Source organism: Brevundimonas sp. FV1ps31S (assembly GCF_058681265.1).
On the sequence record NZ_CM178735.1, the window covers coordinates 2299003 to 2321764 of the forward strand.

Below are 22762 nucleotides of genomic sequence, written 5' to 3' on the forward strand. Positions count from 1 at the left end.
GCCCATGTAAGCGCGGCGTTGGCCTTCTAGGTCAGGCATGACCTGGCGCGGCCTGAACGGGGCTCCCCTTGTTGGCGAGCGCGGCACTGGCGGTGTTCAAGCCTGACACCGCCACCTCGGCGCCTTGGCGCCGGTAGCGGGCGATCACCTTGTCCAGGGCGGCCGCGCCGGTCACGTCCCACAGATGGGCGCCGGTCATGTCGATCTCGACCCGCGTCGGATGACCGTGGTGCTCGAAACTGGCGGCGAACAGCCCGGCCGAGCCGAAGAAGAGCTGGCCCTCGACCCTGTAGCGGACGACGCCGGCTTCGGGCGTCTCGATCTCCTGGACCGTCAGGGTCTTGGCTACCTTTCGCATGAAGAAGACGGCCGACAACAGAACCCCCAGCACCACGCCCTTGGACAGGTCGTGGGTGACGACGACCGTCACGGTCGTGGCGATCATCACCATCGAGGACTGGAAGGGGACGGCGCGAATCTTCAGCACGGAGTTCCAGTCGAAGGTGCCGATGGAGACCATGATCATGACGGCGACCAGGGCCGCCATCGGGATCTGAGCCACCCAGTCGCGCAGCACCAGGATCAGGAACAGCAGGAACAGGCCGGCCCACAGGGTCGACAGCCGCCCACGCGCGCCGGAGGTGACGTTGATGATCGACTGGCCGATCATGGCGCAGCCGGCCATGCCGCCGAACAGGGGCGACAGGATGTTGGCGATGCCCTGGCCGCGGGTCTCGCGGTCCTTGTCCGACGGGGTGTCGGTGATGTCGTCCAGCAGATTGGCGGTCAGCAGACTTTCCAGCAGACCGACGAAGGCCAGGGTCGCCGAGATCGGGGCGATAATGGCCAGGGTCTCCCAGGTCAGGGGCACGGCCGGCAGGTGGAACATCGGCAGGGTCGAAGGCATCTGACCCATGTCGCCGACAGTGCGGACGTCCAGGCCCGTCATCATGACGAAGACGCTGATCAGGATGATGGCGACCAGGGGCGACGGCACGGCCTTCGTCAGGCGCGGGAAGCCGTAGATGACGACCAGGGCGGCCCCGACCAGGGCGAAGGTCTGCCAGTTGGCGCCGATCAGCTCGGGCATCTGGGCCAGGAAGATCAGGATCGCCAGGGAGTTGACGAAGCCGGTCATCACGCTTCGGCTGACGAACTTGATGTAGCGGCCCAGTTTCAGCAGGCCGATTGCGATCTGGAAGACGCCGCACAGGATCGAGGCGGCGAACAGGTATTCCAGCCCGTGGTCGCGGACCAGACCGACCATCAGCAGGGCCATGGCCCCGGTGGCGGCCGAGATCATGGCCGGACGACCGCCGACGAAGGCGATGGTCACCGCGATGACGAAGCTGGCGTAGAGGCCGACGGCGGGATCGACGCCGGCGATGATGGAGAAGGCGATGGCCTCGGGGATCAGGGCCAGGGCGACGACGGTCCCCGCCAGCAGGTCGCGGCGAGGGTTGGCGAGCCATTGCTGGCGCGCGGAGGCGATAAGGGACATGTGGGGTTCATCTGGGGTCTGCCGCCGACCTGGCGCGCGGCCATGGTCGTATGCGGCGGGTTTCCCGGCGGATCGGCGGCCGGGATAGCCACCCGACGCTTCAAACAGGCCGGGTCCAAGGTGAGGCGCGCCTGATGCCCGGTCCCGGCCCGAAAGGCAAGGCCGCCTAGCCGGCGGCGGGCTTGGCCAAGGACGGTCGTTCGGCGGCCTTGGAGGCGGCGGCGGCTTCGACGGCGCGCATGACGCGCAGCAGGTTCTCACCGGCGATCTTGCGGATGTCGGCCTCGGTCCAGCCGGCGTCCATCAGGGCGGCGAGGATGCGGGGATAGGCGTCCACGCCGGTCATGCCCTCGGGCAGGCTGCCGATGCCGTCGAAATCGGCGCCCAGGCCGACGTGATCGATGCCCGCCACCTGACGCACATGCTGGGTGTGGGCGACCACGTCGGCCAGGGTCGCCTCCGGCGTCGGATGGGCGGCGGACCAGGCGGTCAGGCCGGCCTCGACGGCGGTCGGATCGCCGGGGTTCAGGGTCTTCAGCCGCACCTCCTCGCCCGCGCGGTCGGCGTTCCAGGCGCGGACGCGTTCGGAGACGAAGCCGGGGGCCAGGTTGATCATCACGATCCCGCCGTCTTCAGGCATCATCCGCAGCACCCGGTCGGGCACGTTGCGCGGATGGGCCGTGATCGCCCGGGCCGAGGAGTGGGAGAAGATGACCGGGGCGTCGGACACCCGCATGGCGTCCAGCATGGTGTCCTCGGACACGTGGCTGAGGTCCACCATCATGCCCAGACGGTTCATCTCGCGCACAACATCCTCGCCGAAGGGGCTGAGCCCGCCCCATTTGGGGGCGTCGGTCGCGCTGTCGGCCCAGGTGGTGGTTTTGGAGTGGGTCAGGGTCATGTAGCGGGCGCCGGCGCGATGAAACTCGCGCAGCAGGGCCAGGGAGTCGTCGATGGAGTAGCCGCCCTCCATGCCGATCAGGCTGGCGATCCGGCCTGAGGCGAAGACGGCGTCAACCTGATCCGCCGTGGTCGCCAGACCGAAGACGTCGGGGTGGGCGGCGATGATCCGCTTGGCCGTGTCGATCTGCTCGAAGGTCTCCTCGACCGCTTCCAGCGGAGTCAGGCTGGCGGGGACATAGACAGACCAGAACTGGCCGCCGACGCCGCCGGCGCGCAGGCGGGCGATGTCGGTGTGGAGTTGGGTCGTCGCCTCGAGATCGGTCGTCAGATCAACGGCGTAGACGTCGTTGCCGTACTGCTGGCGCAGGGCCCAGGGCAGGTCGTTGTGGCCGTCGATCAGGGGGGTGGTCTTCAGGATCTCCAGCACACGGGCCTCGCCGGCGGATTGGGCCCAAACCGGGGTATGAGCGGCGGTGGCGAAGGCGGCAACGGCGACGCCGGCCAGCAGACGACGGATCATAATGCGACTCCCTTATGTTGCGACGCACACTGACAGACGGACCTGGAGAAAAGAACCCTCTCCCGCTTGCGGGAGAGGTGGCCCGTCGTCCGCACAGCGGACCAGGGTCGGAGAGGGAAGTCTAATTTTCCAAAGAAAGACTTCCCCCATCGTCAGGCGTGTCGCTTCGCGCCACGACCTGCCACTTCCCCCGCAAGCGGGGGAAGGTCTAAGAGACGGCATGAGCGACGCCGCCTTTTCCGATCCGCTCGACCTGAAGAAGGTCGAGACCCGCGCCTGGTTCGAGTATCTGCGCGACCGTATCCATGCGGCCTTCGAGGCGCTGGAGAATGCGGCGCCGGCCGAGCTGTTTCCGGGGGAGCCGGGACGGTTCGTCCGGACGGCTTGGGACCGCAAGGACGGCGGCGGGGGCGTCATGGGGATGATGCACGGCCGGTTGTTCGAGAAGGTCGGGGTTCATGTCTCAACCGTCCACGGATCCTTTCCGGCCGACTACGCCAAGACGGTGCCCGGCGCGGCGGAGGATCCCCGGTTCTTCGCCACCGGGATCAGCCTGATCTGCCATCCGGTCAGCCCCAGGGTTCCGGCGGTGCATATGAACACCCGTTTCATCGCCACGACCCAGAGCTGGTTCGGCGGCGGGGGCGATCTGACGCCGGTGGTGGACGCGGATCGGCGACAAGACCACCCGGACACCCTGGCCTTCCACGCCGCGATGAAGGCGGCCTGCGACGCCCATGATCCGCACTGGCACGCCAAGTACAAGGCTTGGTGCGACGAGTATTTCTTCCTGCCGCATCGCCAGGAGCCGCGGGGTACCGGCGGCATCTTCTATGACCACCACGACAGCGGCGACCACGACCGGGACTTCGCCTTCACCCGCGACGTCGGTCTGGCCTTCCTGGACATCTATCCGAAGATCGTCGCGGCGCGGATGGGCGAGGCCTGGACGCCGGAGGAGCGCGAGGAGCAGCTGGTGCGGCGCGGGCGGTATGTGGAGTTCAACCTGCTGTACGACCGTGGCACCATGTTCGGCCTCAAGACCGGCGGCAACGTCGATTCGATCCTCAGCTCCATGCCCCCGGTGGTGAAATGGCCGTGACGTCCCCTCTTGCGAAAATCCTGCTGCGGCCCCTGGCCACCTCGGCCCTGTTTGCGGTGCTGTACGGAATCTATCTGACCCTGTCGCACCAGCCGCAGATCCCGCTGACCCTGTTCGTGGTGATCGGCTTCTACTTCGCGGCCTCGCTGCTGCTGGAGCGGTTCGTGTTTCCCCGGATCGGGCTGTAGCAACCGCGCTTTACCGCCGTCATCCTCGGGCTTGACCCGAGGACCGGATGCGGATCGGCCTGTGCGCCAGCCGCTGACGCAATGCGGCGGACAGCCCGGTCCTTGGGTCAAGCCCGAGGATGACGGCGGTGTGGGGTGTAGGGTATGGCCCGGAGCGGAAACTAGGGCGCATCCCCCGCGTCCGCTCACCCCATCGCCGCCACGAAGGCGTCGCCTGCGCGGCTGCGGTAGCGTTCGGAGTAGCGCAGCAGGCGGAAGGGGCGTTCCGGCAGGGCGAAGGAGGCGGTGACCAGACGGCCGGCGAAAACCGGTGCAATATGCCGAAGAGTGCAGTTTAGCGGGGTGTTTCCATTCGATTGTCAAAGACCGCCACGCATCATAACACCGCTGGAAGGAGTGTTAGGTCGATGGTCTGAATTTCTGAAATCACCCGATAATTTCGAAGATTAGCAGCGCAATTTGTGGTCAGCCCCCTGTTCCGCCACCCAGGAAGTTCGGAACAGATCATGAGCCTAATCTGGAGGACCGGCCTTCACAATCACGCAAGGTGTGGATCTGGATGGCAGCCCTCTTGGGTGAGCCGGACCGCGCGTTTGATGCCACGACGCTCGAAACTCTATTCTGCATAGACAGGTTGTAAATTGCGCCATTCTAGGTAACCATCCTAGAATTAGGGGAATGACATGACAATCAACATCAAAAACGGAACCATCAAGGGTGGTCGTTTTGGCGTCGTAACTGCTGGCGACATTTCTGCTGAAATTGATGGGCTGAATATCGAAGGCATAGAAACCGCCTATCTCCTCCAAACGGAAAAGGCGGCCTTTGCGGATAAACTCATAGAAGCAGCCGCCCAAGGAGCTGATATCGAGACGATCCGCAAGCTTGCGGCGCCGTCTCTCAAAGCGTCCGGTTCTTCCTTCGACAGCTTCCTTACAGCCACCAGTACGGCCGCATCGGTCGTACAGGCAATCGTGGCCAGTTTGGGAATTGTTCGCTGACCGGGTGTCAGTCCGGCTCTTCAGTGACGCTTCCCTTCTAACAGCGACGGTGGCGGCGCTGACGATGTTGCGTTCAATCGAGCTTCAGATCATCGCCGCTACGAAGGCGTCGCCGGCGCGGCTGCGGTAACGTTCCAGATGACGCAGGAGGCGGAAGGGGCGTTCCGGCAGGGAAAAGGCGGCGGTGACCAGGCGGCCGGCGGCGACCGAGGCGTAGGCGACGCTTTCGGACAGGGCGGTGGCGCCGGCCCCGGCCTCGGCGGCGGCGAGAACCGCTTCGTTCGACGGCAGGGTCATTGCGACGGGCAGGTCGGCGGGATCGACCCCGGCCTGACGCACCGCCTCTTCCAGCGTCGAACGGGTGCCCGAGCCGGCTTCGCGCAGGACCCAGGGGGACGAGGCCAGATCAGTCGCTGACAACCGGCGCAGGCCCGCCCAGGGATGATCGGGCGCGACCAAAACGGCCAGGCGGTCGGAGCCGATCCGGGTCTGTTCCAGCGCGGGTTCATCGACCGTGCCCTCGACCAGGCCGATCTCGGCGGTGCCGGCCAGGACGGCGGCAGCGGCCTGGCGCGTATTGCCGATCTGGACGTCCAGTTCGATGCCCGGATGGGCGACATGGAAGGCCACCAGGCGACGGGGCAGCCAGTAGGAGGCGATGGTCTGGCTGGCGAAGACGGTCAGGCGACCGCGCCGCAGGGCGCTCATGTCCGCCAGCGCCGCCTCGGCCGCCGCCGCGCGGGCCAGCACGGCCTTGGCTTCCGGCAGGAAGGCCTGGCCGGTCTGGTTCAGCACCACGCCCCGGCCGACGCGGTCGAACAGGTGGACGTCATGTTCGGCCTCAAGCGCCGCGATAGCGTTGGAGACGGCCGACTGGGTCAGGTTCAACGCCCGCGCCGCCGCCGTCACATGCTGACGCTCGGCCACGGCGACGAAGATTCGCAGGCGCTCCAGAGTCACGATCAATCTCCAAATCGGATTGAAACGACCATAACAATCCGTTGGACCGAGGTCGAGCGGGCGTGCATCAAGCTGGACAATGAAGTTCGCCGCCCCTGCCGCTGTCGCGACCCCGCCCCTGCCCCGCCCCGTCGGCCTGGCGGCGCGCCTGGGCGCGTTCGGCCGTTCGGTCTGGCCCGGCCTGATGATGAGCCTGGCGGTCGCCCTGGCGGCCATGGGCCTGACCAGTCTGGAGCGGGACGTCTTCGGCAAGGCCTGGCTGGAGCCGCTGGTGCTGGCCATTCTGCTGGGGGCCGGCGTGCGGGCGGCCTGGACGCCGGACGAGCGGTTCAGGGTCGGAATCGATTTCAGCGCCAAGATTTTGCTGGAGGTGGCGGTGGCCCTGCTGGGCGCCTCGGTCAGTGCGGCGACCCTGTCGTCGCTGGGGCTGGGGTTCGTGGCCGGCGTCTTCGCCCTGGTCGCCGCCGCCATATTGGTCGGGTTCGGGATCGGGCGGGCCCTGGGGCTGAACCCGCGCATGGCACTGCTGGTCGCCTGCGGCAACGCCATCTGCGGCAACTCGGCCATCGCCGCCGTGGCCCCCGTGATCGACGCCGACGGGGAAGAGGTGGCGGCCTCCATCGCCTTTACGGCGGTGCTGGGGGTGGTGGTGGTGCTGGCCCTGCCGCTGCTGGGCGGACTGATGTCGATGAGCGGGTTGCAGTTCGGCGCCCTGGCGGGGCTGACTGTCTACGCCGTGCCCCAGGTGCTGGCGGCCGCCGCCCCGTTCGGCGCGGTCGCGACCCAGACGGGGACGGTGGTCAAGCTGGCGCGGGTGCTGATGCTGGGGCCGGTGATCCTGGTGCTATCGCTGATGTTCAGGGACCGGGCGGAGGGAGCGAACGGGCCGGGTCTGCACCGGCTGCTGCCCTGGTTCATCGTCGGCTTTCTGGCCATGGTCGCGCTCAGGAACCTCGACCTGATCCCGCAGGCGGCGCTCGAACCGATGGCGGCGGCCTCCGGCCTGCTGACCGTGGCGGCCATGGCGGCGCTTGGGCTGCAAACCGACATCCGGGCCGTGGCGCGAGCCGGCGGGCGGGTGGCTGCGGCCGTGGTGTTGTCACTGGCGGCGCTAGTGGGGCTGAGCCTGGGGTTGATCGCGGTGCTGGGGGTTTAGGCCTTCACGTTCACCCCGAGGAACGAAGCTCTAGGAGATCGCGCGGCCTACAGACTGATCGTCTGCTCACAATGATAAGCTGAGCCTAGCGCCGCTCGATCGGCCATTTCACAAAGGCCAGAATCCATAAGCCGACAACGTTGACGTAGGGGATCAAGGCGACCACGCCCCACCAGCGCGAAAAGCCTATACGTTTCAATACTCGCGAGGCTGGGTAGCCCAACACGAACAGGACAACGCCAACGATTACCCAGTGCCAAATGCTGAAAACACCCACGGAACGCCCTCCACGATCAGCTAAAGCTACGGCAACTGTGACGAGCTGCAAGTTCCAACTGGATTGGAAACACCTTTGGTTGAAACGTGGAGCTCCTCAAAACCCGATGAAGATCAGATCCCGCTGCCCTGATCCTCCACCGGGGGCGGGGTGAGCAGCAGGAAGGCGCGGATCCAGGCGGTGAGGACGGCGCGATCGTTGGGGCGTTTCAGGCTTTCGAGCGCGGCGTCGGCCAGGGGTTCGGGGATGCGCGAGCCGCGCCGGACCTCGACCAGGGCGGCGGCGTAGTCGGGCTGGAACTCCGGGTGGCACTGGAAGGAGATGGCGTCCTGGCCCCAGGCCAGGCCGGCGTAGGGGGTGAAGCCGCTGGAGGCGATGACGCGCGCATCGGGCGAGACGGCCACGACCTGATCCTGGTGCGAGACGGGGATGGCGATGGTGCGGGCGCGCGGCTGCATCCACGGTTCCTCGGCATGGACGTCATAGCGGTGCAGGCCGACGCCCCAGCCCTTGTCCGACTTCTCGACCGCGCCGCCGAAAGCGTGGGCCAGGACCTGGTGGCCGAAACAGATGCCGACGATCCGGGTCCGGCCCCGCGCCGCACGCAGCCAGTCGATCAACTGGGGAATCCACGGCAGGTCGTCGTAGACCCCGGCGGCCGAGCCGGTGACGATCACGCCCTGAAACGCGGCGGGGTCGGACGGCAGATGGCCGGACTGGACGTCGAAACGGGTGGTCGGGACGGTCTCGCCCAGCAGGGCGCGGAACCGGGCCGGATAGTCGTCGAAACTGTCCTTCAATGCCTCGGGCGGGTGGCCGGTTTCCAGAATGGCGATACGGGTCATGGCGCCAACATAGGGGCGCCGCGCGCGGATCAGAAGGACCAGATTTCAGCCTTGCCGCCCGGATCGCCCAGACGGTCGGCGACCCAGCCGCAGACCTGTCGCGCGGCGTCTTCGGCGCCCGGCGGCGGATTGACGATGACCAGGGCGCAGCCGTTCATCTTCATCGGATTGGTCAGGGGACGCAGACGGGCCTCGGCGACTAGGGTCGGGCCGGCCTTGGTCTGGAGCCGGCGGATGAAGCCGTCGAAAGTCTCCAGATCCTTCAGCGGGGTCCAGATGGCGACGGTCGCGGCGGGGTCGCGACGGACCACCGCCAGGGCGGTTTCGGCCGAGCGGATATAGTCGTCGGGCTTTTCGAACGGCGGGTCGATCAGGATCAGGGGCGCCTTGACCCGCGCCGCCTCGGCCGTGGCCAGGGCGTAGCCGTCGCCCTCGCGCGCCTCGGCGTTGGGGCGGTCGGCCAGGGCCTGGGCCAGCAGGGCGCGGACGGGCGGGTTCAGTTCATAGCCGACATAGCGGCCCTCGCTCCCGAGCGCCTCGGCGATCAGCAGGGGCGAGCCGGGATAGAAGCGGGCGCCGCCGTCAGGATTGAGCGCCGCCACTCGGTCCGCCAGAGCCTGCATCAGGTGCGGCAGATCCGGGTCGGTCATCAGACGCGCGACCCCGGCCTCGGCCTCCTTCGACCGCACGGCGTCGCCGGACAGGTCATAGAGGCCGGCGCCGGCGTGGGTGTCGAGCACCGTCAGCGGGCCCGAGGCTGCGCGGGTCCCCACTAGCCACAGGACCAGGGCGTGTTTGACCAGGTCAGCGAAGTTTCCGGCGTGGAAGCTGTGGCGATAATTCATGCCGCCTCGTGTCGCGCCGGGCGCGCGGGGTCAAGGGGAACTCGCGGACGCGACGCCGCGTTCGTCGCAGGTCTGAGGCAAGCCGCTGAAAGACCAATGAAAAGGAAACGCCGGGATGGCGGACGGATCGCACGGCGTGGATATTGCGGCCGAGATTCCGCAGGGGCTGAGCTGGTGCAGCGACGAAACCCCCGGCATCCGGCGGCGGCGCGCCGGCAAGGGCTGGTCCTACCGCGACGCCAAGAACCAGCCGATCAAGGACCCCAAGGTTCTGGACCGGATCCGCGCCCTGGCCATTCCGCCCGCCTGGACCGACGTGTGGATCTGCCCCAAGGCCAACGGCCATATCCAGGCGACCGGCCGCGACGTGAAGGGGCGCAAACAGTACCGCTATCACGACGGCTGGAGCGCGGCCCGGTCCGAGAACAAGTTCGACAAGCTGCCGGCCTTTTCGCGCGCCCTGCCCAAGCTGCGCGCCCAGGTCGAACATGACCTGAACCTGCGGGGGCCGGTGAAGGACAAGGTGCTGGCCACCGCCGTGCGCCTGCTGGAGATCACCCTGATCCGGGTCGGCAATGCGGCCTATGCGCGGGAGAACCGCAGCTATGGCCTGACCACCCTTAACAAGCGGCATCTGGAGGTGGACGGCGCGGCCCTGACGTTCGAGTTCCGCGGCAAGAGCGGCAAGGACCACCGGGTCAGCGTCCGCGACCGGCGGCTGGCGGGGGTGGTGCGGGCGCTGGAGGAGCTGCCGGGCCAGCATCTGTTCAAATACCGCACCGCCGACGGGGAGCTTTGTCCCGTCACCTCGGACGATGTGAACGCCTATATTCGCGCAGCCATGGGCGAGCAGTTCTCGGCCAAGGATTTCCGCACCTGGGCGGGCACGGTCTCGGCGGCGCGGGCCTTGCGCGAGATGGAGCCACCGACCTCGCCCACCGACGCGAAACGCAAGATCGCCGTCTGCGTGAAGGCGGTCGCCGGCCTGCTGGGCAATACGCCGACGGTGTGCCGGGCCTCCTATGTCCATCCGAAAGTGATGGAGCTGTACGAAAGCGGTGAGTTGAAGACCGCCCTGCCCGGCCCAGACGCCAAGGGGTTCGAGAAGGCGCTGATCCGGCAGTTGGCCGCAGCCTGAGCGTCAGCCCTTCATCCGCCAGGTCGCGCCGTCGGGGCCGTCCATGACGACGACGTTCAGGGCGTTCAGGCGGTCGCGGATGCGGTCGGCCTCGGGCCAGTTCTTTTCGGCACGGGCGGCGGCGCGTTGGTCCAGCAGGGCCTCGACCTCGATTCGCAGGGCGTCTGAGACGTCGCCTTCCAGCCAGGTGGCAGGGTCGGACTGAAGCACCCCCAGGATGGAGGCGCAGGCCATGAGACGGGCGCGGGCCTGGGCCACGGCGGCCGCATCACCCGCCGTCATGCCGCGCTCGATCTCGCTGGAGAGGGCGAACAGGCTGGCCATGGCGCCGGGGGTGTTCAGGTCGTCCTCGATCGATTTCATGAAGTCGGCGGGAGGATCGAGATCCAGAACCTCGACGCCGCTGGAGCGGTGCAGGGCGCCGTAGAGGCGGTCCAGCGACTTCTTGGACTGATCCAGCAGGCCCTGGTTCCAGTCCAGAGGCTGGCGATAGTGGGCCGACAGAAGCGCCCAGCGCACGACCTCGCCCGGCATGGCCTGGACCAGGTCGTGCAGCAGCAGGACGTTGCCGACGGACTTGGACATCTTCTCGGCGTCCACGGTCAGGAAGCCGTTGTGCATCCAGTAGCGGGCGTATTCGTCGTGGGCCTTGTCACCATGGGCATGGCCGTGGGCGCAGACGCCCTGGGCGATCTCGTTCTCATGGTGGGGGAAGACCAGGTCGATGCCGCCGCCGTGGATGTCGATGGGCAGACCCAGGGCCTGTTCGATCATGGCCGAGCATTCGATGTGCCAGCCGGGACGTCCCTCGCCCCAGGGCGACGGCCAGGACGGCTCGTCCGGCTTGGACGGCTTCCACAGGACGAAGTCGTGGGGGTTCTTCTTGTACGGGGCGACCTCGACCCGGGCGCCGGCGATCATGTCGTCCAGGTTCCGGCCCGAGAGGGCGCCGTAGGACGGATAGGAGGAGACGTCGAACAGGACGTGGCCTTCCGCCGCATAGGCGCAGCCGGCGTCGACGATGGCCTGGACCTGATTGACGATGGCCGGGATATAGTCGGTGACATGGGGGGCCAGGTCGGGCGGGCTGACGTTCAGCAGGCCCATGTCGGCGAGATAGGCGGCTTCGTAGCGGGCCGTGACCTCGCCGATCGGCACGCCTTCGCGGACGGCCTTCTGATTGATCTTGTCGTCCACGTCTGTGACGTTGCGGGCGTAGATCACCTTGTCTGCGCCATAGGTCCGGCGCAGCAGCCGCACCAGGACGTCGAACACCACCGGCGGGCGGGCATTGCCGATATGGGCGTAGTCATAGACCGTCGGGCCGCAGACATAGAGGGTCACCCGGTTCGGATCGCGCGGTTCGAACAGGCGCTTTTCACGGCGCGGGGTGTCGTGGATGTGCAGCGGCATGGATCAGTCTTCGGCGGGTTTTCTTGCAGGACGGAGGGTCCGTCCCATATAGCGGCCTGATATACAGTCCCGACGGATTGTAGAAGCTATACCGGGCGGCCCCGACCGCCTCGGCCGGAAAATCGAGTTCATGAGCGTCATCCCCGCCAAGCCCGTCCTCGTCAGCGACGAAACCGTACAGCGCCCCAGCCGCGAACAGGCGCTGGAGGCCGTGCGCACCCTGATCGCCTGGGCCGGGGACAATCCCGATCGGGCGGGCCTGATCGACACGCCCAAGCGGGTGGTCGACGCTTACGGGGAATGGTTCGACGGCTATGAGGCCGACGCGGCCAAGGAGCTGTCGCGCACCTTCGAGGACGTGACCGGCTATGACGACATGGTCATTCTGCGCGAGATCGAGGTGGAGAGCCATTGCGAGCACCACCTGGCCCCCTTCCTGGGCAAGGCCTATGTCGCCTATCTGCCCGGCGAGAAGGTGGTCGGCATCTCCAAGCTGGCGCGGGTGGTCGAGATCTTCGCCCGACGGCTGCAGAACCAGGAAACCCTGACCAACGACATCATCGAAGCCATCGAATCGCACCTGCAGCCCAGGGGCGTCGCGGTGATGATCGACGCCGCCCACCAGTGCATGACGACCCGCGGGGTCCATCACCGGCATGTTTCGACCGTCACCACCCGGTTCACCGGCGCCTTCAAGTCCGATCCTGCCCTGATGGACCGTTTCCTGAAGCTGGCGAAGGCGTAAGCCCTCGACTGTCGCAGATAATTGACGTTCCGGAACGCCGGATCATTTAGAACCGCTTTACAAGCGCGCATCGGGACGCCAAGAACCGATCAAGCTCTCGGGCGATCCATAGGGAATGTCGGCGCGGATCGCGGCCGGCGAGTAACGGAGACGAAGCATGGCTGCGAAGATCGGCGGTTCCGGCGGGGACAAGCACACGATCGAACAAACGGCGGATATCAACATCACGCCGTTCATCGACATTCTGCTGGTGCTGATGATCATCTTCATGGTCGCCGCGCCGATGGCGACCGTCTCCATCCGTCTGGACCTGCCGCCGGCGCAGCCGCCGGTGAATCCGACCGAAGAAAAGGAACCGGTGTACATCACCATCCAGGACACCGGTCAGCTGTTCATCGCCGAGAAGCAAACCTCGATCGACAATCTGGCCGCCGACGTCTGCACCGCCCTGGGCGGCGGTTCCTGCCAGGAAGAGCGCGTCTTCGTCCGCGCCCAGCCGGAAGTGAAATACTCGCAGTTCATGGAAGTCATGAACAAGATGCAGGAGAACGGCTTCTTCAAGGTCGGCCTGCTGAACGAAGACATCGAATAGGACCGAGGTTCTATCCAGGATCAAGGCCGCGTTCCGAAAGGGACGCGGCCTTTTTCTTTGCGGCAAGGCTTGCCCACACGCGCGCTGACCGCCTTGATGCCAAATCGGCTGTTCGAGGAGTCCGCCCATGCGTCGTCGCACCTTCCTGTCCGCCCTGCCTGCCGGAGCCCTGGCGGCGACCGCTGTTCAGGCGCGGCAGTCGTCTCCGACCGCCAAGCCGACCGAGGCGGCCCCCGCCCCTGCCCGTCCCGCCGATCCCTATGCCGGCGTCGGCATCGGCGACCGGGTCACCGGACCGAAATTCATGGGGCGGTCGACGGTCTGGGGCGCGAACGGCGCGGCGGCGACGGCGCATCCGGCGGCCAGCCTGATCGGGATCGACACCCTGAGGCGCGGCGGATCGGCCATAGACGCGGCCATCGCCATCAATGCGGCCCTGGGCTTTCTGGAGCCGGTGGCCAACGGCATCGGCGGCGACGCCTATTGCATGCTGTGGGACCCCAAACAGAAGAAGGTGGTCGGGCTGAACGGATCCGGGCCGAGCCCGCGGGGCCTGAGCCTGGAGACGGCGCGCTCAAAGGCCATCGACGGCTATCTGCCCCGCTATGGGGCGGTGACGGTGAATGTGCCGGGCACGGTGGACGCCTGGTGGAGCGCGCACCAGCGCTATGGGAAACTGCCGTGGAAGGACGTGCTGCTGCCCGTCGCCGAGCTGTGCGAACAGGGCGCGCCCGTGCCCCAGGTCATCGCCTATTACCTGGAACGCAATATGGCGGCCTTCGACCGGGGCGTGATCCCCATCGAGGAGAACGATAACCGCAAGCGCATCTGGGCCGCCGGGGGGGCGACGCCCAAGGTGGGCGAGATGTTCGCCAACCCCTATCTGGGCAATACCCTGCGGATGATCGCCGAGGGCGGGCGCGACGCCTTCTATGACGGCCCCATAGCCGATCAGATCGAGGCCTATTTCAAACGGATCGGCGGCTGGATGACCCGCGCCGACCTTGCGGCCCACCACACCGAATGGGTCGAGCCGATCCAGACCAGCTATCGCGGCGTGGATGTCTTCGGCCTGGGGCCGAACACGCAGGGCCTGTCCACCAATCAGATCCTGAACATCTGCGAACAGTTCGATCTGAAATCCATGGGCTTCCAGTCCGCCGCCTCGCTGCACGTCCAGGCCGAAGCCAAGCGGCTGGCGTTCGAGGACCGGGCGCGCTGGTTCGCCGACGACCGATTCTCCAGGACGCCGGTCGAATGGCTGAACTCCAAGGCCTATGCCGCCGAACGGGCCAGGCTGATCCGGCCGGACCGGGTGATGGACCGCGTCATGCCCGGCGACGCCCCGCACCACGGCGACACCACCTATTTCAGCGTCGCCGACAGCGACGGGATGATGGTCAGCTGGATCCAGTCCAACTATCGCGGCATGGGATCGGGCCTGGCGCCGGACAATGGGTCGGAACCGCTTGGCTTCATGTTCCAGGACCGGGGCGAGTTGTTCGCCCTGACCGACGGCCATCCCAATGTCTATGCGCCGGGCAAGCGGCCGTTCCAGACCATCATCCCCGGCTTCGCGGTCAAGGACGGCGAGCCCTGGATGGCGTTCGGCGTGATGGGCGGCGCCATGCAGCCCCAGGGCCAGGCTCAGATCATCATCAACATGGTCGACTATGGCCTCGAGCCTCAAGCGGCAGGCGACGCCCCGCGCTGGCAACACTATGGCTCGTCCGAACCGACGGGCCAGCCGCAGGAGGGGACCGGGGTGCTGCACCTCGAAAGCGGGGTTCCCGAGGCGACCAAGGCGCAGCTGCGGGCCATGGGCTGGACCCTGGGCGAACCGGACGGCGGCTTCGGCGGCTATCAGAACGTCATGAAACAGATGAACCCCGGCGGGCGCTGGACCTATGGCGCGGCGACCGAGATGCGCAAGGACGGCATCGCGCTGGCTTATTGAGATTGGCGTGCTGACATGACCCATGACGAGGTGCGCGCGCTGCTGCTGTCCTTCCCCGGGGTCGAGGACGGCGTGTCCTATGGCGAGCCGTCGTTCAAGGTGGCGGGAAAGTTCTTCACCTGGCTGCGTCCGAATCTGGACCACAGTATCGTGGTGCATCTGGATAATCTGGATGAGCGGGATTTGCTGATCGAGATGGACCCGGCCGCCTTTCACTTCACCGATCACTACCGCGACTATCCGATCGTACTGGCGCGGATCGCCACGGTCGATCCCGTCTGGCTGAAGGCGGCGCTGGAAAAGCGGTGGCGCAAGGTGGCGCCGAAGCGGCTGGTGCAGGCCTACGACTGCGCTTGACCTGACGTCGGGGAAACCATGCAGGGTCCGTTTAAAATAAGAACGGACAGGGAAACGACATGGGGCTGGCGGTCGAGGATCGGGTCATCAAGGCCGTGGACAGCTGGCCGCTGGAAGCGACGCTGTTCCGGGGCGACGCGCCGAGGATGGCGGTGCTGGTTTCTGCGGGCACGGGGTTTCCACGCGGCTTCTATGCCCGGTTCGCGCGCTGGATGGCCGAGCGGGGCTGCGTGGTCCTGACCTATGACTATCGCGGCATCGGCGGATCGCGGCCCGAGGATCTGGCGGCGATGGAGATGGACTATCCCGACTGGGGCCGGCTGGACATGCCGGCGGCGTTGAAGGCGTTGAAGAAGGCGGCGCCCGGCCTGCCGGTCTTCCATGTGGGGCACAGCGTCGGGGGCCATTTCGTCGGCTTCATGCCGAACCAGGCCGAGATCGGGCGGCACGCCTTCGTCTCGGTCGGAACCGGATGGTGGGGCGGACACCGCCGGACCTACAATCCGATGGAGCTGTTCTTCTGGTTCGGTTTCGGCCCGAGCCATCTGCGCCGACACGGCTATGTCCGGGCCGGCAAGCTGTGGCGCGGGACGGATCTGCCGCGCGGGGTGTTCGAGACCTGGAAGCGGTGGTGCCTGAAGCCCGCCTATTTCCTGGACGAGCTGAAGTCCCGCGCCCTGGAGCCCCAGGCGTTCGATCAGGTGCGGGCGCCGATCCGGTCCTGGATCTTCCCGGACGACCCCATCGCCACGCCGGGGACGGGGGCTGCGCTGTTGAAAGCCTATCCCAATGCCCCGTCCGAGATCGTGGTGCGTCGCGCCGGCGACTATGGCGCGCGACGGATCGGCCACGAGGGCGCTTTCCGCAAAGGGCTGGAACCGCTGTGGCAGGAAATTCTGGATTGGTTCGACGCGGGGGTTTCGAAGGCCCGACCCGGCGCCTAACTGTGCTGCTCCCCGAGTAAGAAGGATTTCCCCATGGCCTACGGCGATCAGCCCACCATCACCGTCGATGGCGTCGAGATCCCCCTGCTCGGCTTCGGCACCTGGCAGCTGGAGCCGGCGGACGCGCGCCGGATGGTCGCCGAGGCGCTGCGGATCGGCTATCGCCACATCGACACCGCCTGGATCTACAAAAATGAGAAGGCGGTCGGCGAAGGCATCGTGGATTCGGGCGTGGCCCGCGAGGAGATCTTCCTGACCACCAAGATCTGGGTCGAGCATTTCACCCATGACGCCCTGCTGAAACAGGCGAAGGAATCGGCCGAGAGCCTGGGAACGACACCGGACCTGCTGCTGCTGCACTGGCCCCGGCCGACGCCGACGTTCGAAGAAACCCTGGGCGCGCTGAACGAGGCCAAAGACCAGGGGCTTACGAAGTCGATCGGCCTGTCGAACTTCCCGTCCAAGGAGTTCAGACAGGCGCAGAGCCTGTCCAAGGCGCGGTTGCTGACCAACCAGGTCGAGCACCATCCCTATTTGGGGATCGACCAACTGGTGGCGACGGCGGCCGAGCTGGGATCTTCGATCACCGCCTGGTCGCCCCTGGCCCAGGGCAAGATCGCCGATGACAAGACGATCTCCGAGATCGCCGAGGCCCACGGCAAGACCAACGGCCAGGTCACTCTGCGCTGGCTGATCCAGAACCGGATCATCGCCATCCCGCGCACCACCAAGGAAAGCCGGGCGCGCGAGAATTTCGACATCTTCGACTTCGAACTGTCGGGTGAGGAGATGCAACGGATGGACGCGCTGGATCGCGGCGAGCGGCTGGGCGACTGGCTTGACCCGACCTATCAGTGGGACAAGGCCGCCGCTTGATCGACTGACTGTTTCAGGGGGCGCGCATGCTGCGTGAACGGGATCGACCGCGTCTGTGGCGCGCCGGCTTCGCCGTGATCGGCTGGGCGGCGCTGGCCTTGCAATATGTGCTGATGGTGGGGCCGGTGGAGGGGTGGGCCGTGCTGGAGCGCACGGTCAACTACTTCAGCTTCTTCACCATTCTGACCAACATCCTGGTCGCCCTGGCCCTGACCGGGCCGCTGATGAGTCCCGGCCGACGGGTGGCGCGGTGGACCGCCGGCGAGGGGGTGCGGGCGGCGATCGCCATGTACATCGTGGTGGTCGGCGTCGTGTACCATTTCCTGATCGCCCCCTACTGGAAGCCCGAGGGCCTGACGTTCGGGGTCAATCTGGTGCTTCACTATGTGATGCCTGCCGCCTTCCTGCTGGACTGGCTGTGGTTCACGCCCAAGGGCAGGTTGCGGTGGGTAGATCCAGTGAAATGGCTGGCCTTTCCCCTGGTTTATGCAGGTTGGACCCTGGCGCACGGGCTGACGACCCACTGGTGGCCCTATGGGTTCGTCAATGTTGACGAGTTGGGCCTGGGCCGGGTGCTGGCGATCTTCGGCGGGCTGTTGGGCTTCTTCCTGGGGGTCGGGCTGGCGTTGGTCGGGCTGGATCGGGCCTTCAGTCGAACGAGGCGTGACAGTTCGGCCCCGGCGCTTTAGGCGGAGACATGGCCTACAAATCCCTGCGTGACTTCATCGACCAACTGGAAGCCCAGGGCGAGCTGGTGCGGGTGTCCGAACCCGTCTCCACCGTACTGGAGATGACCGAAATCCAGACCCGGCTGTTGAGGAACGGCGGGCCGGCGGTGCTGTTCGAAAAACCGGTCATGCCGGACGGGACGATCAGCCCCATTCCCTGCCTGGCCAATCTGTTCGGCACGGTGAAACGGGTCGCCATGGGGGTGACGCTGGAGGGCAAGAACAGGACGACGGCGGGCGAGCTACGCGAAGTCGGGGAGCTGCTGGCCTTCCTGCGCAATCCGACGCCGCCGCGCGGCCTGAGCGACGCGATGGAGATGCTGCCCCTGGCGCAGACCGTCATGTCGATGCGGCCCAAGACGGTGAAGAAGGCGCCGGTGCAGGAGGTGGTGCTGAAGGGCGACCAGATCGACCTGACCGCCCTGCCCGTTCAGTCCTGCTGGCCCGGCGAGCCCGCGCCCTTGATCACCTGGGGCCTGGTCGTGACCAAGGGGCCGAGCGAGGATCGCGAGGACGACTTCAACCTGGGCATCTATCGGATGCAGGTGCTGGGCAAGGACAAGGCCATCATGCGCTGGCTGGCGCACCGTGGCGGGGCGCAACACTATGCGCGGCACAAGAGGGCCCGCCCCAAGGAGCCCCTGCCCTGCGCCGTGGTGCTGGGCGCCGATCCGGGGACCATCCTGGCGGCGGTGACGCCGGTGCCGGACACCCTGTCGGAATATCAGTTCGCCGGCCTGATGCGGGGGGCCAAGGCGGAGTTGGTCCCGTGCAAGACCGTGCCGCTGATGGTGCCGGCCCAGGCCGAGATCGTGTTGGAGGGCCATGTCCTGCTGGACGAGTTCGAGGACGAAGGTCCGTACGGCGACCACACCGGCTATTACAACTCGGTCGAGAAGTTCCCGGTCTTCCAGGTCAGCGCGATCACCATGCGCAAGAACCCGATCTATCTGACGACCTTCACCGGGCGGCCGCCGGACGAGCCCAGCGTGCTGGGCGAGGCGCTGAACGAGGTCTTCATTCCGCTGCTGCGCCAGCAGTTCCCGGAAATCGTCGACTTCTGGCTGCCGCCCGAGGGGTGCAGCTACCGGATCGCGGTGGTGTCGATGAAGAAGGCCTATCCGGGCCACGCCAAGCGGGTGATGCTGGGCGTCTGGAGCTATTTGCGCCAGTTCATGTACACCAAATGGGTCATCGTGGTGGACCACGACATCGACGCCCGCGACTGGAAGGACGTCATGTGGGCCATCTCGACCAAGATGGACCCGGCGCGCGACATCACCGTGATCGAGTCGACGCCCATCGACTATCTGGACTTCGCCAGCCCCGAGAGCGGCCTGGGCTCCAAGATCGGTCTGGACGCCACCGATAAATGGCCGCCCGAGACCAAGCGCGAATGGGGCGAGGAAATCCGCATGGATGAGGCGGTGATCGAACGGGTCAACGACCTGTGGGGCCGGCTGGGTCTGCCGGGCGACGGGACGCCGATCTGGAAATAGCGCGGCCGCCATGTTATAACTTTGTTGTAACGGAGCACGGTCATGACCAGCAAGGTTCGCAAGATCGGCAATTCGGCTGGGGTCATCCTGCCCAAGCCGGTGCTGGCGGCGCTTGGCGTCAGCGAGGGCGGCGCCGTTGAGTTCGTCTATGAGCCCGGCAAAGTCACTATAGTGCCTGCGAAGCGAAAGGTGCGCGAAGGTTGGGCGGAGGACGCTAAACTGATCGCCGCCGCCGGGTTGACCGAAGAAGAGCGCGAATGGCTCGACGCAGACCTCACGGGAGACACGGACGCCGAAGCCTTGGGCGACGACTGGTCAGATGAAGACATCGCCCGCCTTGAGGCCGCGCTTGCGGAAAATGAAAGAGAGCCCGGTTGATCCAGCGAGGTGAAGTCTGGCTGGTCCGACTTGATCCGACCGTAGGGAGCGAGTTGAGGAAGACCCGTCCCTGCGTCGTGGTGTCGCCGGATAACCTGAGCCATCTCCCGGTACACGTCATCGTACCTTTAACGAGCGGCAGTCGGCCCTCGCGTTTTCGGCCAGATGTGCGATTTGGCGGCAAGGAGGGCCGACTTTTGATCGAGCAGATTCGATCAGTCGACCGATCACGTATGTTGCGAAAGCTTGGCAAGCTGCCTTCTTCTGACATGCTAGGGCTACTCGCCGTTCTGCGTGAGATGTTTGAGGATTAGGTCGCCGGGGGGCTGTCTTGAGCGCGTTCGAGTTCTTTTTCAGCTTTTACGGTCTGCTGCTGGGCCTGTCGGTCGCCGAACTAGTCGGCGGGTTCGCGCGGGTACTGCATGAGAAACGGCGGATCCGGTTCGGTTGGTTAACGCCGCTGCTGGCCCTGTTCGTGGCCATCGACATCGCCACCTTCTGGAACCAGGCCTGGGTGATCTTCCGGGGGGCGCCCTTCAACACATTCGTGCTGCTGGTCTCGCTGAGCATTGCGGCGACCTTCTATGTGGCGGCCAGCGTGACCTTTCCGCGGGTGTCGGCCGAAGGCGGCGACGAGCGGATCGACCTGGACGACCATTTCTGGGCCCACCGGCGGCTGGTGTTCGGCTGTGTCCTGGCGGCCAATCTGATCGTGGCGATGGTGGTGATCATCCTGGCGCAGATCAATGCTGAGTTCGGCCGCCTGGCCGGGTCGGCAAGGCTGTGGGTCGGGGTGACGATCTTCGTGACCGGGACGGCGACGGCGGCGTTCGCGCCGTGGCGCAAGGTCGCCGTGAGCGCCCTGATCATGGTGCTGCTCTACAGCCTGTGGGGCATGGCCAACTCCGCCGCCCTGCTGGTCAAGGCCGGCGGCTGGGCGCCCGCGCTGGGGGGCGGCGGGTGACAGCTTGTCAGGCCGAGGCAATCGGCTCACGAAAGGCCATGCGATCCACTTCCCTGATTTCGGCCCTTCTTGCCGCCCTAGCCTGTAGCGTGAGCCCCGCCATGTCCCAGACGCTTCCCAACACCGCGCCGTGGGACCAAGCCTTCCTGCCGCCGGCGCCCGCGTGGGACGGGGCGTCCAAGGCCTTGCTGCGCGACGCGAGCGATCCGTGGGTCACGGCGTTCGAGGCCGATCCGGCGCATGACTTTTCGCCCAACTACGCCGACACCCGCGCCTGGTTTGACCGGCTGGATCAGGCCAGCGACCTGATCCGTATCGAACAGTTCGGCGTCTCTCCTGAGGGGCGGCCGATCTATGCCGTGATCGCCTCAAAGGACGGCGCCGAATTCGATCCGGCCAAGCCGGTGTTGATGGTCCAGGCGGGCATCCATCCGGGTGAGATCGACGGCAAGGACGCGGGCATGATGGTGCTGCGCGACATCGCCTTCTACGGCAAGGACGCCTTGCTGGACCGGGTCAACCTGATCCTGATCCCGATCCTGAGCGTGGACGGGCACGAGCGGGCCAGCGCCTATTCCCGCCCGAACCAGCGCGGGCCGCGCATTCAGGGTTGGCGCAATACGGCGACCAACCAGAACCTGAACCGCGACTATCTGAAGCTGGACCAGCCCGAGATGCGGGCGGTGCGGGGTCTGATCCTGAAGTACCGGCCGGACCTGTATGTGGACGTCCACGTCACCGACGGCCTGGATTACCAGTATGACGTCACCTACGGCTTCAACGGCGAGGACGGATCGTTCAGCCGCTCGCCGAACGGCTCGGCCTGGCTGGATTCGGTGTTCAAGCCGGCGATGAACCCGGCGCTGGAGCGCGAAGGTCACATCCCCGGTGAACTGGTGTTCGGCATCGACGACGACGAGCCCAAGAAGGGGCTGTCGGACGGCGGCCTGGGCGAGCGATTCTCGAACGGCTGGGGTTCGGCGGCCCATCTGCCGACCATCCTGATCGAGAACCACAGCCTGAAGCCGCACGAGCAACGGGTGCTTGGCACCTATGTCTTCATCGAGGAGGCCATGCGGCTGCTGGCGGACCAGGGCGCAGCGCTGAAGGCGGCGACGGATCAGGACCGTGCCCTGCGGCCGGCCCAGATCGCGGCGAACTTCGAAGCGGAAGAGGCCCCCTCCTCCACCCGCCCCTTCAAGGGCGTGCTGTACGAGATGTATCACAGCCCCGCCTCGGGCCGCGACGAGGTGCGCTGGCTGGGCCGGGCCGATCCCGAGCTGTGGCAGATGCCCTTCTATGGGTCCAAGCCGACGCTGACCCTGAACCGCCCGACCGCCTATTGGGTGCCGAGCTATCGTACCGACATCATCGAGCGGCTGAAGGTCCACGGCGTCGAGATGGAGACGGTCGAGGCGCCGCGCACGGTGAACCTGTCGATGCTGCGCCTGGTCGAACCGAAACTGGCGACGCGGGCCAATGAGGGTCACGTCCAGGCCTCGGCCAAGACGGTCGAGGTCGAGCGCCGCGACTGGACCTTCCCGACCGGCTCGGTTCGGGTGCCGACCGACCAGCCGCTGGGCGACATCGTCGTGCTGCTGCTGGAGCCGCAGTCCAGCGAGAGCTTCTTCGCCTGGGGCATGTTCCCCGAGGTCATGAGCCGTGTCGAATATATCGAGGCCTACGCCATCGCGCCCTTGGCGGAGAAGATGCTGGCCGCCGATCCGGCGCTGAAGGCCGAGTTCGATGCCAAGCTGGCGGCCGAGCCCGCGTTTGCGGCCGACCCGCAGGCGCGGCTGGCCTGGTTCTATGAGCGCACGCCCTTCTATGACGACCATTATCTGCTGTATCCCGTCGGCCGCGAGGACTGATC

General features: G+C 66.4%; 23 protein-coding genes and 1 other annotated feature. Of the genes, 17 read left to right on the top strand and 6 right to left on the bottom strand.

Annotated features, from left to right (window positions below; translation table 11 throughout):
- Positions 1–31: 31 nt before the first annotated feature.
- Together ACVPT3_RS10855 and ACVPT3_RS10860 are read right to left on the bottom strand one after the other, a co-directional pair.
- On the bottom strand, positions 32–1501 hold the full coding sequence (locus tag ACVPT3_RS10855; protein ID WP_492040904.1) for a SulP family inorganic anion transporter: 1470 nt from the start codon (positions 1499–1501) through the stop codon (positions 32–34).
- A 58-nt stretch (positions 1502–1559) separates the two neighbouring features.
- Positions 1560–1621, bottom strand: a sequence feature (sul1 is cis-regulatory element that is thought to sense ions involved in sulfur or methionine metabolism; They are found in Alphaproteobacteria).
- A 46-nt stretch (positions 1622–1667) separates the two neighbouring features.
- Complete coding sequence (locus ACVPT3_RS10860; protein ID WP_492040905.1) at positions 1668–2924, bottom strand: dipeptidase; 1257 nt, start codon at positions 2922–2924, stop codon at positions 1668–1670.
- Positions 2925–3144: 220 nt separating this feature from the next.
- Here ACVPT3_RS10860 and hemF point away from each other — a divergent pair, with 220 nt between their 5' ends.
- From hemF to ACVPT3_RS10875, 3 genes are all read left to right on the top strand, one after another.
- Complete coding sequence (gene hemF, locus ACVPT3_RS10865; RefSeq protein ID WP_492040906.1) at positions 3145–4026, top strand: oxygen-dependent coproporphyrinogen oxidase; 882 nt, start codon at positions 3145–3147, stop codon at positions 4024–4026.
- Positions 4023–4214 (top strand): hypothetical protein, encoded by a 192-nt coding sequence (locus ACVPT3_RS10870; protein ID WP_492040907.1) that lies wholly within the window; start codon positions 4023–4025, stop codon positions 4212–4214. The genes hemF and ACVPT3_RS10870 overlap by 4 nt, the downstream gene beginning before the upstream one ends.
- Positions 4215–4897: 683 nt before the next feature.
- Positions 4898–5215, top strand: a complete 318-nt coding sequence (locus ACVPT3_RS10875; protein ID WP_492040908.1) for a hypothetical protein — start codon at positions 4898–4900, stop codon at positions 5213–5215.
- An 84-nt stretch (positions 5216–5299) separates the two neighbouring features.
- On the opposite strand, the gene ACVPT3_RS10880 is transcribed toward ACVPT3_RS10875, so the two are convergent.
- Positions 5300–6175, bottom strand: coding sequence for a LysR family transcriptional regulator (locus tag ACVPT3_RS10880; RefSeq protein ID WP_492040909.1), 876 nt, complete (start codon positions 6173–6175; stop codon positions 5300–5302).
- Positions 6176–6254: 79 nt separating this feature from the next.
- Here ACVPT3_RS10880 and ACVPT3_RS10885 point away from each other — a divergent pair, with 79 nt between their 5' ends.
- On the top strand, positions 6255–7331 hold the full coding sequence (locus ACVPT3_RS10885) for a YeiH family protein (protein WP_492040910.1): 1077 nt from the start codon (positions 6255–6257) through the stop codon (positions 7329–7331).
- 390 nt (positions 7332–7721) lie between these two features.
- Here ACVPT3_RS10885 and ACVPT3_RS10890 read toward each other — a convergent pair whose 3' ends face one another.
- Both ACVPT3_RS10890 and rlmJ read right to left on the bottom strand, forming a co-directional pair.
- On the bottom strand, positions 7722–8453 hold the full coding sequence (locus tag ACVPT3_RS10890) for a type 1 glutamine amidotransferase (protein ID WP_492040911.1): 732 nt from the start codon (positions 8451–8453) through the stop codon (positions 7722–7724).
- 29 nt (positions 8454–8482) lie between these two features.
- Complete coding sequence (gene rlmJ / locus ACVPT3_RS10895; RefSeq protein WP_492040912.1) at positions 8483–9298, bottom strand: 23S rRNA (adenine(2030)-N(6))-methyltransferase RlmJ; 816 nt, start codon at positions 9296–9298, stop codon at positions 8483–8485.
- Positions 9299–9413: 115 nt separating this feature from the next.
- Here rlmJ and ACVPT3_RS10900 point away from each other — a divergent pair, with 115 nt between their 5' ends.
- Positions 9414–10436, top strand: a complete 1023-nt coding sequence (locus ACVPT3_RS10900) for a DNA topoisomerase IB (protein WP_492040913.1) — start codon at positions 9414–9416, stop codon at positions 10434–10436.
- 3 nt (positions 10437–10439) lie between these two features.
- Here ACVPT3_RS10900 and cysS read toward each other — a convergent pair whose 3' ends face one another.
- Positions 10440–11849, bottom strand: a complete 1410-nt coding sequence (gene cysS / locus ACVPT3_RS10905; RefSeq protein WP_492040914.1) for a cysteine--tRNA ligase — start codon at positions 11847–11849, stop codon at positions 10440–10442.
- A 130-nt stretch (positions 11850–11979) separates the two neighbouring features.
- Here cysS and folE point away from each other — a divergent pair, with 130 nt between their 5' ends.
- From folE to ACVPT3_RS10965, 12 genes are all read left to right on the top strand, one after another.
- Positions 11980–12594: a GTP cyclohydrolase I FolE gene (folE, locus tag ACVPT3_RS10910; RefSeq protein WP_492040915.1), complete on the top strand. Its 615-nt coding sequence runs from the start codon at positions 11980–11982 to the stop codon at positions 12592–12594.
- Between the two features lie 157 nt (positions 12595–12751).
- The gene (locus tag ACVPT3_RS10915) at positions 12752–13186 is read left to right on the top strand and encodes a biopolymer transporter ExbD (protein ID WP_267515980.1); all 435 of its coding nucleotides are present in this window, start codon (positions 12752–12754) and stop codon (positions 13184–13186) included.
- 127 nt (positions 13187–13313) lie between these two features.
- The gene (locus ACVPT3_RS10920) at positions 13314–15143 is read left to right on the top strand and encodes a gamma-glutamyltransferase family protein (RefSeq protein WP_492040916.1); all 1830 of its coding nucleotides are present in this window, start codon (positions 13314–13316) and stop codon (positions 15141–15143) included.
- Positions 15144–15158: 15 nt separating this feature from the next.
- Positions 15159–15500, top strand: coding sequence for an MmcQ/YjbR family DNA-binding protein (locus tag ACVPT3_RS10925; protein WP_492040917.1), 342 nt, complete (start codon positions 15159–15161; stop codon positions 15498–15500).
- Between the two features lie 59 nt (positions 15501–15559).
- A complete protein-coding gene (locus ACVPT3_RS10930; RefSeq protein ID WP_492040918.1) occupies positions 15560–16444 on the top strand; it encodes an alpha/beta hydrolase family protein in 885 nt (294 codons plus the stop codon).
- A gap of 33 nt (positions 16445–16477) precedes the next feature.
- Positions 16478–17320: an aldo/keto reductase gene (locus ACVPT3_RS10935; RefSeq protein WP_492040919.1), complete on the top strand. Its 843-nt coding sequence runs from the start codon at positions 16478–16480 to the stop codon at positions 17318–17320.
- A 26-nt stretch (positions 17321–17346) separates the two neighbouring features.
- Entirely contained in the window at positions 17347–18009 is a 663-nt protein-coding gene (locus ACVPT3_RS10940) for a Pr6Pr family membrane protein (RefSeq protein WP_492040920.1), read from the top strand.
- An 8-nt stretch (positions 18010–18017) separates the two neighbouring features.
- Complete coding sequence (locus tag ACVPT3_RS10945; protein WP_492040921.1) at positions 18018–19547, top strand: UbiD family decarboxylase; 1530 nt, start codon at positions 18018–18020, stop codon at positions 19545–19547.
- 42 nt (positions 19548–19589) lie between these two features.
- Positions 19590–19925: an AbrB/MazE/SpoVT family DNA-binding domain-containing protein gene (locus ACVPT3_RS10950; protein ID WP_492040922.1), complete on the top strand. Its 336-nt coding sequence runs from the start codon at positions 19590–19592 to the stop codon at positions 19923–19925.
- Positions 19922–20239, top strand: coding sequence for a type II toxin-antitoxin system PemK/MazF family toxin (locus tag ACVPT3_RS10955; protein WP_492040923.1), 318 nt, complete (start codon positions 19922–19924; stop codon positions 20237–20239). Before ACVPT3_RS10950 ends, ACVPT3_RS10955 begins: the two co-directional genes overlap by 4 nt.
- A gap of 17 nt (positions 20240–20256) precedes the next feature.
- Entirely contained in the window at positions 20257–20889 is a 633-nt protein-coding gene (locus tag ACVPT3_RS10960; protein ID WP_492040924.1) for a hypothetical protein, read from the top strand.
- 38 nt (positions 20890–20927) lie between these two features.
- A complete protein-coding gene (locus ACVPT3_RS10965) occupies positions 20928–22760 on the top strand; it encodes a M14 family metallopeptidase (RefSeq protein ID WP_492040925.1) in 1833 nt (610 codons plus the stop codon).
- Positions 22761–22762 lie beyond the last annotated feature (2 nt).

Bases quoted from the DNA above. Each gene is read 5' to 3' on its own strand.
- ACVPT3_RS10855 (WP_492040904.1), bottom strand. From the start codon at position 1,501: ATGTCCCTTATCGCCTCCGCGCGCCAGCAATGGCTCGCCAACCCTCGC.
- ACVPT3_RS10860 (WP_492040905.1), bottom strand. From the start codon at position 2,924: ATGATCCGTCGTCTGCTGGCCGGCGTCGCCGTTGCCGCCTTCGCCACC.
- hemF (WP_492040906.1), top strand. From the start codon at position 3,145: ATGAGCGACGCCGCCTTTTCCGATCCGCTCGACCTGAAGAAGGTCGAG.
- ACVPT3_RS10875 (WP_492040908.1), top strand. From the start codon at position 4,898: ATGACAATCAACATCAAAAACGGAACCATCAAGGGTGGTCGTTTTGGC.
- ACVPT3_RS10885 (WP_492040910.1), top strand. From the start codon at position 6,255: ATGAAGTTCGCCGCCCCTGCCGCTGTCGCGACCCCGCCCCTGCCCCGC.
- ACVPT3_RS10890 (WP_492040911.1), bottom strand. From the start codon at position 8,453: ATGACCCGTATCGCCATTCTGGAAACCGGCCACCCGCCCGAGGCATTG.
- rlmJ (WP_492040912.1), bottom strand. From the start codon at position 9,298: ATGAATTATCGCCACAGCTTCCACGCCGGAAACTTCGCTGACCTGGTC.
- ACVPT3_RS10900 (WP_492040913.1), top strand. From the start codon at position 9,414: ATGGCGGACGGATCGCACGGCGTGGATATTGCGGCCGAGATTCCGCAG.
- cysS (WP_492040914.1), bottom strand. From the start codon at position 11,849: ATGCCGCTGCACATCCACGACACCCCGCGCCGTGAAAAGCGCCTGTTC.
- folE (WP_492040915.1), top strand. From the start codon at position 11,980: ATGAGCGTCATCCCCGCCAAGCCCGTCCTCGTCAGCGACGAAACCGTA.
- ACVPT3_RS10915 (WP_267515980.1), top strand. From the start codon at position 12,752: ATGGCTGCGAAGATCGGCGGTTCCGGCGGGGACAAGCACACGATCGAA.
- ACVPT3_RS10920 (WP_492040916.1), top strand. From the start codon at position 13,314: ATGCGTCGTCGCACCTTCCTGTCCGCCCTGCCTGCCGGAGCCCTGGCG.
- ACVPT3_RS10925 (WP_492040917.1), top strand. From the start codon at position 15,159: ATGACCCATGACGAGGTGCGCGCGCTGCTGCTGTCCTTCCCCGGGGTC.
- ACVPT3_RS10930 (WP_492040918.1), top strand. From the start codon at position 15,560: ATGGGGCTGGCGGTCGAGGATCGGGTCATCAAGGCCGTGGACAGCTGG.
- ACVPT3_RS10935 (WP_492040919.1), top strand. From the start codon at position 16,478: ATGGCCTACGGCGATCAGCCCACCATCACCGTCGATGGCGTCGAGATC.
- ACVPT3_RS10940 (WP_492040920.1), top strand. From the start codon at position 17,347: ATGCTGCGTGAACGGGATCGACCGCGTCTGTGGCGCGCCGGCTTCGCC.
- ACVPT3_RS10945 (WP_492040921.1), top strand. From the start codon at position 18,018: ATGGCCTACAAATCCCTGCGTGACTTCATCGACCAACTGGAAGCCCAG.
- ACVPT3_RS10950 (WP_492040922.1), top strand. From the start codon at position 19,590: ATGACCAGCAAGGTTCGCAAGATCGGCAATTCGGCTGGGGTCATCCTG.
- ACVPT3_RS10965 (WP_492040925.1), top strand. From the start codon at position 20,928: ATGCGATCCACTTCCCTGATTTCGGCCCTTCTTGCCGCCCTAGCCTGT.